Here is a 13,221-nt window from a genome sequence, read left to right as displayed (position 1 = left end):
ATCTTTAAATCGATTACGTTGAACTGACCTTAAGAAAGGCAGTTCAAAGTTTTAGTTTCTATAAAAATTATTATTCTTCTTTTTATTTTATCTATTCATTCTCAGCTTTAAAACAAATCCTGACTCATCTCTGTTTTATCCCTCTATTTGCAATACCACTTTTCTAAGCTCTAAATTGTCGATCCTTTTGCATTTGGGTTAAACGCGTTTTAATGGTCGCTGACATTGATCCATTATCTTTCGCTAAACGTTGAGCATGCAATAAAGATTTAATCGCCTCTTCTTCAAAGCCCGACCAAAACTGCACTTCAGCCCGGTAGCGCAAAACATTAATGGTACGCATTGGTGACTTTTTATCTAAACTCGCTGCTTGCTGCATCATTCTCCACGCATTCACATCACGCGGATTATTTTTCAAAAACCGATTGAGTACAGGCTGCGCAAGCTCAGGTTGATTCTGACGTATATAAACTTCAGCCAATTTATAATTTAAAGCCCGATTTTCAGGCATGATGCTCGCAGGTGATTGGATCACGGTAAGAGCTTCATTCACCCGATTTTGTCCAAGTAAAATATCGGTTTGAATCAAGGTTTGTAGGTTATGTAATTTCTGATGTGATTTGGCCTGATCTAACACTTGTTGAGCAAGTTTATAGTCACCTTGTTTGAGGTAAAAACTAGCCAAAGCCAGTTGTGCTGCATAGCTGTTACGACTCACCAACGTCTGTAGTTGCTGTTCTGTCGCCTGATTCGAGATCACCATGGTATACAGCTTCAATATTTCAAAGTCTTCATCACGCCAAGTAGATTTCACTTTAGGCAACTGATTCGCTCTCAGTCTCGCCTCACTCATTCGCTCAGTCGTGAGTGGGTGTGTGAACCAAAAGTCAGGTAAAAAACTCACTCGACTGGTTGCACGGTGCATCACTTCAAAAAAATCAGCCATACTTTGCGGGTTATAACCAGCGTTATACATGTACTGCATCCCTATACGGTCAGCTTCACGCTCTTGGTTACGACTATAAGACAACTGCTTGTCCATGAGTGCGGCTTGGGTACCAACCATGACCGCTGAACCAACATCACCATCGGCTTGAGACGCAACCAAAGCACCAACCAAAATCCCAGCCAGCGCGAGTAACCCCTGCCCCTTAAACGCCTCTTGCGAACGACTGTAGTGTCGCTGTGTGACGTGCGCAATTTCGTGCGCCATTACGCCGGCAACTTCATCCATATTATTGGCATTGGTAATCAAACCAGCGTTTAATGCAAACAATCCACCCGGGACCGCAAAGGCATTAATTTGCGGGTCATTAATGATCACCAGACCAATCGGTTGACCAAGTTGGGTTTGGCTCAAAATGCTTGAAAAAGCATTCATCAGTTGATCTTCTAGCCACGGATTTTGCGTAACAGGTAGCTGACGCTGTACTTCACGATAAACTTTTTCACCAATATAGCGCTCATTATATTGATCAATAAAACCTATACCTGAACCAATCTCAGGCACATTGAACTGTGGGGCATTCGTAAGAAATTGACCTTCTGCAAAACCAACAGTCGAAATAAGACTTAAACTGCACGCACACAGAAAACTCTTCAACCCTCACCCCGACTTTATTTAAAAGAATCGAATGACTATAACATTGATAATTGAATGAAAATGCAATGAAGTGTTATCAAATTTTTATCTAAATTCAGGATTCACCACATATTGAGGTTGACCACCTTCCAATGCTTTCACCAAGTTTTGGTAAGCCAACTCAGCCATTTTTTTACGTGTTACAGACGTTGCAGAACCAATATGCGGCAACGTCACCACATTATGCAGCTGAAACAGTGCCGAATCTTGCAAGGGTTCTTTTTCATAAACATCCAGCCCTGCTGCAAAAATTTGCTTTTGCTCCAGGGCCTGAATAAGTGCCTGCTCATCTACTACGGCACCACGCGAAATATTTACAAAGACGGCATGAGATTGCATTTTCTTAAATGCTTCTGCATCAATCAAATGCTGCGTATTCGCGTTTAGATCAACCGCCACAACAATGAAGTCCGATTGCTCTAACAGCTCATCTAATTCGCAAAAACGTGCATTTAATGGCTGAGCCAATTCTAATTTTTCTCGGCGCCCGTGATACAAAATATTCATATTAAAACCATGAAAACCACGTCGCGCAATTGCCGCACCAATATTTCCTAAGCCAATAATACCCAATGTTTGACCAAAAATTTCCTGACCAAATTGTGCCTGCCCGACAGTACGCGACCACTGACCAGTTTTGGTCCATTGAACCAAATAAGGCACTTGACGCGCCGCACTCATCAACAAAGTAAAGGCCAAATCGGCAGTCGTTTCAGTTAGCACATGAGGGGTGTGGCTGAGCCAAATTTTTGCTTGGTTTAAGTAGTTCAGATCATAGTTGTCATAGCCAACACTAACACTAGATATAATTTTGAGCTGTTTCGCAGTTTCTAGGTTGTTTTGATTAAGTAAACGCCCTGCACCAATCATGGCATCCGCATCCGCAACTTGCTCACGGATTTGCGTATTTACATCACCTGCTTTCGGGTTGATGACCACCACATGATAACGCTGCTCTAGGCGCTGTAATACTTCTGCATCTATTTGACTAAAAACAACGACTTTCTGCTTCATACCTATTCCATATTTTGTTGTTTTGCTCGCATCATGTGCCACAGGGCTTTTTTAAGTAATGGCTGATCAAGCATTTCTTGTAAGCTTGCTGATTGTGTGACTTTTATACCATTAGCATTTGGTATAAAGCCCAATGCAATAACAGTTTTACCCTGACTTAAACCATCAATGAAACCTTGAATATAACTCTGAACACCGCGCCCATCTTGGAAATTCAACAAAGGAAAAGGCCAATTCAGCGCATACTTTTGCGCAGGTAAGGCTTGCACAATATTTTGCCACAGCTGTTGCTGCTCCAAGCTCAATTGTGTCGCTTCAATGACCAAGGCACAGTGCTCCAAAGCAACAGCTTGCAACTGAAAAGCCTCAACATGGATGGCCTCTCGGACAATCTCTTCTTTTAATGCTGTAACAGTTTCTTGTTCAATCGGTTGTGTTGCAATTTCAGCAAGAGGCGCTGGATGTGGAAGCTTATTCTGTACAAGTGGAGGTTCAGGAATGCTTTTGGCTTCGGGCTGAGACTGAGGTCGCACAATTTCAGAAATAATCTCAGTCGCGCTTTGATCTCGCCAGATCGATGTGGCTACATTTTGTTGAGACGGCAAAAAATCAGGAACCCACAAATCAATTCCTAAACTCGCCAAAACCTCACGCTGATGCCCGATCATCTTATACCTTCACACTTCATTCAGTGCATATTCTATCGAGAAATGCCTAGAGATGCTGTTCTTTTCACATTTATTCGTATAGACAGTATGCAAATATCAAGAACATGCTCAAGGCCAAATTCACCACTCAATTAAACAATCATTAAGCGATTCTTCTTTTGCATTTGCTCAACGATCTCTTCACTGTCAAAACCGAGACGCCAATAAAGCAACTCCAAAACATCCTGCTCATCTTGAGTAATAATGCGGTCGTTCCATAGACAAATTTCAGCCACCCCCAAAATACTCAAACGATCCCGAAGTAGCAGCCCCGCCATATCATTTAAAATTTCGGCCAAATCAATCGGCTCATCTGAAATTTCCGCATACTGCTCTAACTCTTGCACAGTTAAAACTCGACGTAAAATTTTCTCTCGTACTTCCAACTGTGTTTCGCTATTGATTTGTTGCACATGTAACAAAGCATCAATTAAACGCACAATCTGCGGTTTAACTTCATCTAGGGCCGCAGGTGTATGTACAGGCAACAAATTCAGCTCAAACTTAACCCGTTCAAGTAGCAGTGCATCCAACAGTCCAATTTCACCGTCTTCTTGAATAATCCTAGCCAACTTTAATAAAAACTGGCGTGCAATTGTTGCTGGCATGCCACCAATATTTCGGCATGCCTCATGAAAAATTGAAATATGAACACGACCATCTAGGTTTAACAATGAATCAACAATGGCACGACTCACTTCAGCCTCAGCAGGAATAAACTCACGGAATTGGCGAATCATGAGAATTGCGACCATCAGCTCGCGTGATCCTGTTGCGGTCTGTAAAGCACGCTGAATTAGCTCTGGACGTTCAATATGCGCACGTACTTCAGGGTTAAGCGGTTTAATCGCATCTTTAATGGCAAAACTAATCGGAGACAGTCTTAATAAGGGCAAAGGCTGCGGTGAAGTCCAAGGGGCTTGAAAATCCGCGTACTGCTCTTCTAAGGAACGAAACAAGCCAAATAGCGGACGGTTGCGCAGTTTTTCTAGGTTTTCTAACTGTATGTCTTGAACCAAATTCGGATTCATTTCATAAATACGTTCTTCAATACTTGGATGAATATTCATCCAACTTTGTGCACTTAATGAGTTGGCAAAACACATGTGTGCAATCGACTCAGAATATTCACTGTGAATTTGCGAACCTGCGTGATGCACATAGATACGCATCAAGGTTTGAATATTGGCATCATTTTGCATCAGACGACGTGTTTTCATATCATTTTTTAAAGTACGCCCCCCCAACGTCAGAAACTTAATGCAGCGGGTAACCAGCACCCCCAAACTACCAATCAACCAGATCACACCACCTGTTGCGACAAAAGTAGTTTCAAAACTTTGCGACTTTTTATGATGAGTTGAAAATCCCAATTTAGCAATTTTACTGCCCCACTGACTAAAGGTGGTGAGGGCACTATATAAAATTTTTAGCCGTGTATTTTCAGCGGTCTCACCAGATAAAATTTGATTAAACTCATGATTCAACAACCCCGTCAGCTCAAGTTCATCGAGGTTTTGCAGTGCGCCCCACGTTAAAATAATCGCAATATCTTTGGGATAAAAACCAGCGGTTAAGGCATTTACCCCCACCTCATCGGGCAAAACATAGACAGCAGGTGTTTCAATTAAAAAAGTATCCGCTAGTTTTTCTGTAATTTTCAGTGCAATACTTTCTTCAGGTGTACTTTCAATCAAACTTAGACGTCGTGCACGCAGTTGCTTGGCCAGACTATGTCCACCTGAACGAAACACATACAGCTCATACACCACGGAATAACTCATCACTAAGAGCAATAAACCAATGATATAAATACTCAAGCTATGCCAAAAAATGCTTTGACTCGAATCAAAATAAAAAACCAGCAGTCCAGCCACAGTATTTAAAATAAATAGCGACAAAAGTACCGCAAGCAAGCAGATACTTGCAGACCACAACATGTTTTTATTCTTTATGATTGAATAACTTACACCCTTCAATGTAAATCCCTTTTCTTACATTTTTTGAATCAATCCATCATAAATGAAAAAAGCGGGAAACTCCCGCTTTTCTCAAATCTAAATCAATTAGACTTCTTTCACACCCGTCAAATCAACGGAAGCTGCATCAATATTGACATCAATATAGCTGTCTTTCTTTTTCGATGTTTCACGGCGTTTCGCCTGTAATTCATCTAAATAAGCTTCATCAATACCACCAGCAACATATTTACCATCAAATACCGAGCAATCAAACTCTTGTAAATCTGGTACTTTGCTAGTGCGCACAGCTGCTTTTAAGTCTTCCAAATCTTGGAAAATTAGACGATCTGCACCAATAATTTCACGAATTTCTTCAACTGTACGCTCAGATGCAATCAACTCTTCTTTTGCTGGCATATCAATGCCATACACGTTTGGATATTTCACCATCGGCGCAGCAGAAGCAAAGAAGACTTTTTTCGCACCCGCATCACGTGCCATCTGGATAATTTCATTACACGTAGTACCACGCACAATCGAGTCATCCACCAAAAGTACATTTTTACCTTGGAACTCGAGTTCAACAGGGTTCAACTTTTGACGTACTGATTTTTTACGTAATTGCTGACCTGGCATAATGAAGGTACGGCCGATGTAGCGGTTCTTCATAAAGCCTTCACGGAACTTCACACCCAGCATATTTGCAAGTTCAAGTGCAGAGGTACGCGAGGTATCTGGAATTGGGATCACAACATCGATATCGTGCTCTTCACTCCACTCCGTCAAGATTTTTTGAGCAAGCTTTTCGCCCATTTTTAAACGTGCTTTGTAGACTGAAATGCCATCAATAATCGCATCTGGACGCGCAAAGTAAACATATTCAAAAATACATGGGCGGTATTCAGGCGCTTCAGCACACTGCTTGGTAAACATCTGCCCTTGTGAGTCGATAAAGATCGCTTCACCCGGCGCAATATCACGCTCAACTTTAAAGCCGAGTGCCGTAATAGCGACAGACTCAGATGCAATGATATATTCCATACCAGCATCAGTTTCACGCGAACCGTAAATCAGTGGACGAATACCATTTGGATCACGGAAGCCGACTAATCCATGCCCAGTAAGCATTGCAACCACGGCATAACCACCTTTACAGCGTTCATGTACTTTACTAACTACATGAAAAATGTCGTCTGCTGTAGGCATTAATTTGCCGCGTTTTTGCAACTCATGCGCAAACACGTTTAACAGTACTTCTGAGTCTGAATCCGTATTCATATGACGTAAGTCTGTTTTGAACAGATCGTCATGAATTTCTTCAGCATTGGTTAAGTTACCATTATGCGCCAACGTGATCCCGTAAGGTGAGTTCACATAGAAGGGCTGCGCTTCAGCGCTGCTCGATGAACCCGCAGTAGGATAACGCACATGCCCAATACCATAGTTACCTTGTAATGCACGCATATGGCGAGTGTGGAACACATCACGAACCATGCCATTGTCTTTACGTAAGAATAAACGACCTTCGTGGCAGGTTACTATCCCAGCTGCATCTTGCCCACGATGTTGTAACATCGTTAATGCATCAAACAACATTTGGTTAACAGCTGATTTACCAGCTATACCAACTACTCCACACATAGCAACCTCGCAGACAAGCTAGGATTAATAAAAAGGATTATTTGTTGACTCACCCTGTCCCTCAGCATTTTTCGAAGAAATTTTCGGTGAAGAATCTGAAGATACATGCGTATCTTTAGACTTGATATGTGACATCGCCTCGCTTGCAGCCTCTTTAGAAAGCTCCATCGCCCATGGCGCATAAGGCAAAAGTGTTTGGACAAATTTGGATTGTCTCCAATATGGAGAACTTTCAACCCAAGACCCGACACCTTGCATCGTAATCAGAACAATTAACAACCCTTTTAATGAACCAAAAGCACCGCCGGCTAATCGATTCAAAGGCCCGAGTTTTAAACTCTTCAATATGTTATTCAGTAATGCCGTGACTATCCACGTCAAAACCACAATAACCAATACAATAAATGCAAAAGCTGCAATTTTTTGAACCACTGGATCTTCACTGAGTGAGACCATCGAAGGTGCTAGGACGCTTGCAAATTTAGCACCAACAATCAGCGCTAAAATCCATCCTATCAAGTTCGCAAAGGCTTTAACAAATCCTTGACGCAAACCGTTGAGCCCTCCAATGAGCAATACAATCAATATGAAGATATCAATGGCATTCATGTTGTTTTCATTGCAGAGACGCAGTCTTGAATTAAGGTTGGTCCTGTATAGATGAGGCCACTATAAACTTGTACAAGGTTTGCCCCTGCATTTTGTTTTGCAAGCGCCTGCTCACCCGACAAAATCCCCCCCACACCAATCAAAGGAATCTGACCTTTTAAAACCTCAGCAAAGGCTTTTAAACACGCTGTGCTTTTCTCAAACACAGGCGCACCAGATAAACCACCCGCTTCATCACCAAAAGGTAAGTTTTCCACCCCTTCACGAGACAAAGTCGTATTGGTTACAATCAGACCATCAATTTTAAACTGAAGCAGTTGTTTCGCAATAAATTGAATATCTTCCGCTTCCAAATCCGGCGCAACTTTCAACACCAAGGGTACATAGTGCTGCTGCTCTTCAGCCAACTCTAACTGACGTTTTTTCAGCGTCTCTAGCAGCTCGGTTAAAGCATCACCACTTTGCAAACTACGCAGGTTTTTAGTATTTGGAGAAGAAATGTTAACAGTAATATAAGACGCATAGTTATAGACTTTTTCTAAACAAATGAGATAGTCATCTACTGCATTTTCGACTGGGGTATCCGCATTTTTGCCGATATTAATCCCTAAAACCCCTTTGAACTTTGCCGCTTTGACATTTTCAATCAGTTGATCCACACCAGCGTTGTTAAAACCCATACGGTTAATAATAGCTTTAGCTTGTGGGATACGGAATAAACGCGGTAAAGGATTACCCTTCTGTGGACGTGGAGTAATGGTTCCAATTTCAATAAAACCAAACCCTAGACCTGCCAGTGCATCAATATAAACACCATTTTTATCTAGACCAGCAGCCAAACCTACAGGATTGGGAAACTCGATGCCCATACATGTCACCGGTTTAGCCGCTATATTTTGACGCATTAAGCCTAGCTTATGCGTTGATTTCAATAGCGATAGTGTTAGCTCATGTGCACGCTCTGGTGCTAAAGTAAACAACAAAGGGCGGGCAAGAGAATACAACATATCTGTAAAAGTCTACTGCTTTTTAAGTCGCCATATTATAGGCATAGCCTAGCTAAAACACCATGCTTCGTCTGGCTTTATTTTTAGCGATTATTTAACGCTAGCCGATAATTTAATCTGCCCTGCATCTGAGACCAACTCCATTTTTTCAATACTCAAACCATTTTGCGTTAGTTGGGTCAAAAAGTTGGCCAACACCACATAGTTTGCATGGCTTACCACCAACTGAATTTGTTCAGCATTCTGCTGCGAAGCAACCGACAAACCTTGCTGCTGTGCAATACGTTGAATCTGCTCCATCGGAGTCAGTTGCCCATCTGAGCTCGATTTCATGGTGACTGCATTGCTCTGCATCCATGTCATGGTTTCTTTGAGCTGGTTCACGCGTTTTTGCTGTTTCTCTGCCGCAGCATGGGTATACCAAAGTGCAGCCCCTATCGAGTTCACCAATACGAAAATGACCAAGAAGATAGCTAATACACGGTCGCGCGGTGTAAGACGATCAAAATAAGTACTGATCAGCTCTAAACGCTGATCTACAACTGTTTGTAAATTTTGCATGGCTTTCATTATTGTATTTTCACCATTCCAATTGCCCCACCCGTGGTCGGCTGAATATTGCCTAATTCAACCTGAAAACCTTGTTGATTAAGCTGCTGAGTAAGTGTCTGTAAAGCCTCTGCCGAGTTGGCTTTAAGTTGCATATTTAGGCTATTCGCTTCATACACCACCTGATTAGCCACAATTTGCTGTTGCATGAGCACAGGCCCAACGCGACTCAATAAAGACAAAGCTTGAGCATCAGCTTGTTTATTCATATTCAGTTGATATTCAAACTGGCTTCGCAGCGTTTGCTCGGTCACAGGATAGTTCGCACCAAACCAATATTTAAATTGATCGACCGCCTGAACAGCCACTTGCTCTGCAAGCTTTTTATTTTGATACCAACGGGTCGCATCATAGGTCAATTGCGTCACAATCAATGCAGCCAATACCGCTGCACAGGCTTTCCAATAGCCCGTTGAAACATGTTGCTCTCTCACCTTCGGCAAAAGATTCCATGGATGTTGTTTTGCTCTTGGCAATGCCGCCCATTCATAATGGAAAGACTCAAGCTGCTCCTGCGTCACACTGGCGTTTAAGCTATGCATGTGCGAAGCACTAAAGTTACAAATTTTATATTTTTGGTTGACTGCTTGATAATCTAAAAATACAGCAAGATCATCAATTGATCCGCCCAACCAAGTATTAGCGCGAAACAGAAGTCGCTCTTCAACATAGCCTAAGATTATCTGTTCTGCGTCAGGTACAGGCAAAATCAGAAAATCAGGCAATAGGCTGACCAGCTTCACAGGAATCAAACTCAAGGCATGCTGTAAAGTCTCTAAACGATGCTTTGAAATACCCAAAACAGTGAGTTGCTCAGGCGCTTGAAAGTGATGTAATACTTTCATCTGATCGATTGAGCTCAATACATATTCTTCGAGCAAATACTTCACACCTTCAGCCCCCAACTGCTTGTATTGAGCCTTAGGCATATTTTGCTGAATAATTTGCACATCGCGGCTTGGAAAGAAAACAGTTGCTTCCTCACCATGATGCGCTTGTATATCTTGGATCAATTGCTCAAGTGTATGAGCAGATTGCCATCTTTCCCCTATAGACCAGTGCCATGTTCCATCGGCTTCGGGCATCCAAATTTGCAACATGTATTATATTCTGCCGTTTTAATTGGTTTTTATATGCTAGGTATAAATGCTTTTGTTTGTGTCGACAAGCCTTCCGCGATAACTGCTTGCTCATAAATCCGCGCTTCAGCCAAAGCATAAGGATTGAAAGATTCTGTCACCAAAATCGAGGCCATATGCGCCACCACATTCATATGGCACACCACCACAATAGACTCATACGGCAAATGTGATAACCATTCCACAGCCGCTTTTGCATCATCATCGGGCTTAATAGTATTGCAAATTACAACAGGCACATCCGCAAAGTGCTGTTTGATGTGTGCCAATGTTTCCTGCGCACGCAGCAATGGGCTAACCACAAAGACATCAGGCTGGATGCGTGACTTTAAAAAGTCAGCAGTTTGCTCTGCCTGTGCATGCCCACGTTCGGTGAGTGGACGTTTAGTGTCATTCCCCATGATCGGTGGCGCAGCTTCGCCATGACGTACCAAAGTCAGTTGCATAAAAAATCCTTATTCAAATCCTGATTATTTTAATTAATTTTTATGACAATTCAGTCATCTTATCCACTTAAACTCTCATTTTATTTCGGTTTTTAAGTGACTTTAAACCTCATGATGCGGCAAAACAAACTCCACATCACTGCGGTGTCCATTTTTCATTAAGGATAATGCAATTGTCATTGGTGGCGCATTTTCAAAAATAACACTGTATAAAGCGCTAGTAATCGGCATATACACATCTAGCTCTTCAGAACGTGCTTTGACTTGTACAATGGTGTTAATGCCTTCTGCTGTTTGTCCCAATTCAGTGGTCGCCTGTTCCAAACTCTTGCCTTGCCCCAGTGCAAAACCGACTTGATAGTTGCGACTGAGTGGGCTGCTACACGTTGCAAATAAATCACCGACACCAGACAAACCTAAGAAGGTCAGTGGATTTGCCCCTAACTTCACAGCAAAACGACTCATTTCCGCCAAAGCACGAGTCAAAATCATACTCTTGGTATTTTCACCGACTTTGTATGCAGCAGCCATTCCCATCGCAACCGCATAAATGTTTTTAAGCGCACCGCCGAGTTCTACACCATGCACATCATCACTGGCGAAAACACGGAACAAGGCACTATGCAAAGCTTGTTGTACAGCGTAACGCACTAAGTCAGACTGGCTTGCAATGACCGTCCCAGCCGGTTGTCCTGCCACAATTTCCTTGGCTAAGTTTGGCCCAGATAACACGCCATAAGGCACTTCTGGTAACTCTGAGCGAATAATATCACTCATAAAACTAAAAGTATTCGCTTCAATACCCTTGGTCAAAGACACCACTGCTTGCGAAGTAATAAACGGTTTAATTTGTTTAAGGACATCACGGAAAGAATGACTCGGAATCGCCACCAAAATAATGTCGCGATCACGAACAGCCTCTTCTATATTTGAAACTGCACGTAAACCATCTTCAAGTTTAAAATCAGGCAAATAGCGTTTATTTATATGCGTTGCATTGATATCAGCTGCAACGGCTTCATCACGAATCCAAATCATGGTATCGCAGCCATTACGAACCGCGGTATTCGCCATGGCCGTCCCAAAACTACCACCACCCAAAACTGTAATACGTAGTGCCGTTTTTTGATCTACTGCTACAGGTTCAACCAAATCTGAAAACTTTAACTCTGACATTATTTTTATATCCTAAAATGGAACTATTGATTCCAATAACTTACATAATCTTGGGTTTGAATTTCAGCACGTGGCGGAATCGCTTTAACTGCCGTACCAATATATAAAATACCTGAGATCAAATCATCTGCACTGAGGCCTAAAACCTGTTTGAAATGCACCGATTCCACCACTGCCCCACTACGCCACATACTCGAAAAACCTTGAGCTTGTAAGGACAAAATAAAATTCTGAATAGCAGCGCCACTACTTAAAGTCTGCTCAAAATTAGGGACTTTCGGATGCGATTGAAATTTAGTCAGTGCCAAAACCAGTAATGGGGCACGAAAAGGATGATTTTTAACACGCTCTAACTGTGCCGATTCCGTTTCGCCCAAATCAGCCAAGGCTTGTGACAATAACTCACCAAATGCCTCACGTTGATCTTCAGCAATTACGATAAAACGTGTCGGCTTTAAACGATGATGATCTGGTGCAGTCAATGCGGCTTGAAATGCCCGCTCTAATTGTTCTGCATTGGGAGCAGGCTCGACCAAATGGCCAATCGATTGACGTTGATGCATATTCTGGTGAACGATATCTACCGCGAGTTCCGTCATTAGGCTCTTAATCTTTCAAATTAAACAATACGTTTTAGAGTAGCACACTCTGAAAAGTTTGCTCTAGCGCTTCAGTATGAAATACCCAGTTTCAGCAAAACTAATTTTAAAATCCTGAGCACTTTTTAAACTGTTCGATAAGACTGCATTTTTCATACATTTCTTACATGATTCATCCGACAAGCTATGTTCCAATAAACAATGATTTAATAAAACATGACTGGGGTATGAAATGAAAAAGAATATCGCTATTGCTGGAGCAGCAGCACTAACACTACTTCTAAGCGCTTGTGCATCGACACCAAGCAACTCTTTAGCGATCCAAAAAGCTGACAATCAATACGAAGTTACGGGTATTGGTAAAACTGCACTGATTGCAAAAAACAACGCGATTGAAGCAGCAGCTAAAACTTGTGGCTCTAAAGCAACAGCGATTGTGAGTGATGAGAAAACCGACTATCAAGGTGCTTTGAAAGGCGTCGTGAGCGATGAAACTGGAAAAATGATCCAAGCAGCCGCATCTGTACTGGGTTCTATTTCGGGTACAAACTCAGGCATTAACCAAGACAGTGACTATCAAACAATCCTGACTTTTTCGTGTAAAGCAAAATAAAGATGCCATAAAAAAACCGCTCATCTGAGCGGTTTTTTTTACACCAATCACGTCAAAC

Annotated in this window: 13 protein-coding genes; 1 reads left to right on the top strand and 12 read right to left on the bottom strand. The window is 42.1% G+C overall.

Features of this window, described 5'->3' with window-relative positions:
* Window positions 1–163 precede the first annotated feature (163 nt).
* The 12 genes from AC4CU3_RS15015 to AC4CU3_RS14960 all read right to left on the bottom strand — a co-directional run bounded on the left by AC4CU3_RS15015 (window position 164) and on the right by AC4CU3_RS14960 (window position 12,550).
* The gene (locus tag AC4CU3_RS15015; RefSeq protein WP_279042975.1) at window positions 164–1,603 is read right to left on the bottom strand and encodes a M48 family metalloprotease; all 1,440 of its coding nucleotides are present in this window, start codon (window positions 1,601–1,603) and stop codon (window positions 164–166) included.
* A gap of 84 nt (window positions 1,604–1,687) precedes the next feature.
* The gene (locus tag AC4CU3_RS15010; protein ID WP_279042977.1) at window positions 1,688–2,656 is read right to left on the bottom strand and encodes a 2-hydroxyacid dehydrogenase; all 969 of its coding nucleotides are present in this window, start codon (window positions 2,654–2,656) and stop codon (window positions 1,688–1,690) included.
* A gap of 2 nt (window positions 2,657–2,658) precedes the next feature.
* Window positions 2,659–3,324: a hypothetical protein gene (locus AC4CU3_RS15005; protein WP_279042979.1), complete on the bottom strand. Its 666-nt coding sequence runs from the start codon at window positions 3,322–3,324 to the stop codon at window positions 2,659–2,661.
* Window positions 3,325–3,455: 131 nt separating this feature from the next.
* Window positions 3,456–5,342: a M48 family metalloprotease gene (locus AC4CU3_RS15000; protein ID WP_168158907.1), complete on the bottom strand. Its 1,887-nt coding sequence runs from the start codon at window positions 5,340–5,342 to the stop codon at window positions 3,456–3,458.
* 87 nt (window positions 5,343–5,429) lie between these two features.
* Window positions 5,430–6,965 (bottom strand): amidophosphoribosyltransferase, encoded by a 1,536-nt coding sequence (gene purF / locus AC4CU3_RS14995; RefSeq protein WP_004696272.1) that lies wholly within the window; start codon window positions 6,963–6,965, stop codon window positions 5,430–5,432.
* Window positions 6,966–6,989: 24 nt separating this feature from the next.
* On the bottom strand, window positions 6,990–7,574 hold the full coding sequence (locus AC4CU3_RS14990; protein ID WP_004696270.1) for a CvpA family protein: 585 nt from the start codon (window positions 7,572–7,574) through the stop codon (window positions 6,990–6,992).
* Complete coding sequence (locus tag AC4CU3_RS14985) at window positions 7,571–8,581, bottom strand: quinone-dependent dihydroorotate dehydrogenase (protein ID WP_279042982.1); 1,011 nt, start codon at window positions 8,579–8,581, stop codon at window positions 7,571–7,573. Before AC4CU3_RS14985 ends, AC4CU3_RS14990 begins: the two co-directional genes overlap by 4 nt.
* Before the next feature lie 90 nt (window positions 8,582–8,671).
* Window positions 8,672–9,151, bottom strand: a complete 480-nt coding sequence (locus AC4CU3_RS14980) for a type II secretion system protein M (RefSeq protein WP_279042984.1) — start codon at window positions 9,149–9,151, stop codon at window positions 8,672–8,674.
* A complete protein-coding gene (gene gspL / locus AC4CU3_RS14975) occupies window positions 9,151–10,290 on the bottom strand; it encodes a type II secretion system protein GspL (RefSeq protein ID WP_234955762.1) in 1,140 nt (379 codons plus the stop codon). The genes AC4CU3_RS14980 and gspL overlap by 1 nt, the downstream gene beginning before the upstream one ends.
* Before the next feature lie 29 nt (window positions 10,291–10,319).
* Complete coding sequence (locus AC4CU3_RS14970) at window positions 10,320–10,775, bottom strand: phosphoglycerate mutase family protein (protein WP_005400615.1); 456 nt, start codon at window positions 10,773–10,775, stop codon at window positions 10,320–10,322.
* Window positions 10,776–10,877: 102 nt separating this feature from the next.
* The gene (locus tag AC4CU3_RS14965; protein ID WP_058869931.1) at window positions 10,878–11,951 is read right to left on the bottom strand and encodes an NAD(P)H-dependent glycerol-3-phosphate dehydrogenase; all 1,074 of its coding nucleotides are present in this window, start codon (window positions 11,949–11,951) and stop codon (window positions 10,878–10,880) included.
* Window positions 11,952–11,974: 23 nt separating this feature from the next.
* Complete coding sequence (locus AC4CU3_RS14960) at window positions 11,975–12,550, bottom strand: nitroreductase family protein (protein WP_005400613.1); 576 nt, start codon at window positions 12,548–12,550, stop codon at window positions 11,975–11,977.
* 232 nt (window positions 12,551–12,782) lie between these two features.
* Here AC4CU3_RS14960 and AC4CU3_RS14955 point away from each other — a divergent pair, with 232 nt between their 5' ends.
* A complete protein-coding gene (locus tag AC4CU3_RS14955; protein ID WP_078426208.1) occupies window positions 12,783–13,163 on the top strand; it encodes a hypothetical protein in 381 nt (126 codons plus the stop codon).
* The last annotated feature ends 58 nt before the right edge of the window (window positions 13,164–13,221 follow it).

The organism is Acinetobacter sp. 802_lipA (assembly GCF_058242885.1).
This window is presented reverse-complemented; position numbering and strand designations above follow the sequence as displayed.

Bases quoted from the DNA above. Each gene is read 5' to 3' on its own strand.
- AC4CU3_RS14985 (WP_279042982.1), bottom strand. From the start codon at position 8,581: ATGTTGTATTCTCTTGCCCGCCCTTTGTTGTTTACTTTAGCACCAGAG.
- gspL (WP_234955762.1), bottom strand. From the start codon at position 10,290: ATGTTGCAAATTTGGATGCCCGAAGCCGATGGAACATGGCACTGGTCT.
- AC4CU3_RS15005 (WP_279042979.1), bottom strand. From the start codon at position 3,324: ATGATCGGGCATCAGCGTGAGGTTTTGGCGAGTTTAGGAATTGATTTG.
- AC4CU3_RS14965 (WP_058869931.1), bottom strand. From the start codon at position 11,951: ATGTCAGAGTTAAAGTTTTCAGATTTGGTTGAACCTGTAGCAGTAGAT.
- AC4CU3_RS14955 (WP_078426208.1), top strand. From the start codon at position 12,783: ATGAAAAAGAATATCGCTATTGCTGGAGCAGCAGCACTAACACTACTT.
- AC4CU3_RS14970 (WP_005400615.1), bottom strand. From the start codon at position 10,775: ATGCAACTGACTTTGGTACGTCATGGCGAAGCTGCGCCACCGATCATG.
- purF (WP_004696272.1), bottom strand. From the start codon at position 6,965: ATGTGTGGAGTAGTTGGTATAGCTGGTAAATCAGCTGTTAACCAAATG.
- AC4CU3_RS14960 (WP_005400613.1), bottom strand. From the start codon at position 12,550: ATGACGGAACTCGCGGTAGATATCGTTCACCAGAATATGCATCAACGT.
- AC4CU3_RS15010 (WP_279042977.1), bottom strand. From the start codon at position 2,656: ATGAAGCAGAAAGTCGTTGTTTTTAGTCAAATAGATGCAGAAGTATTA.
- AC4CU3_RS14980 (WP_279042984.1), bottom strand. From the start codon at position 9,151: ATGAAAGCCATGCAAAATTTACAAACAGTTGTAGATCAGCGTTTAGAG.
- AC4CU3_RS14990 (WP_004696270.1), bottom strand. From the start codon at position 7,574: ATGAATGCCATTGATATCTTCATATTGATTGTATTGCTCATTGGAGGG.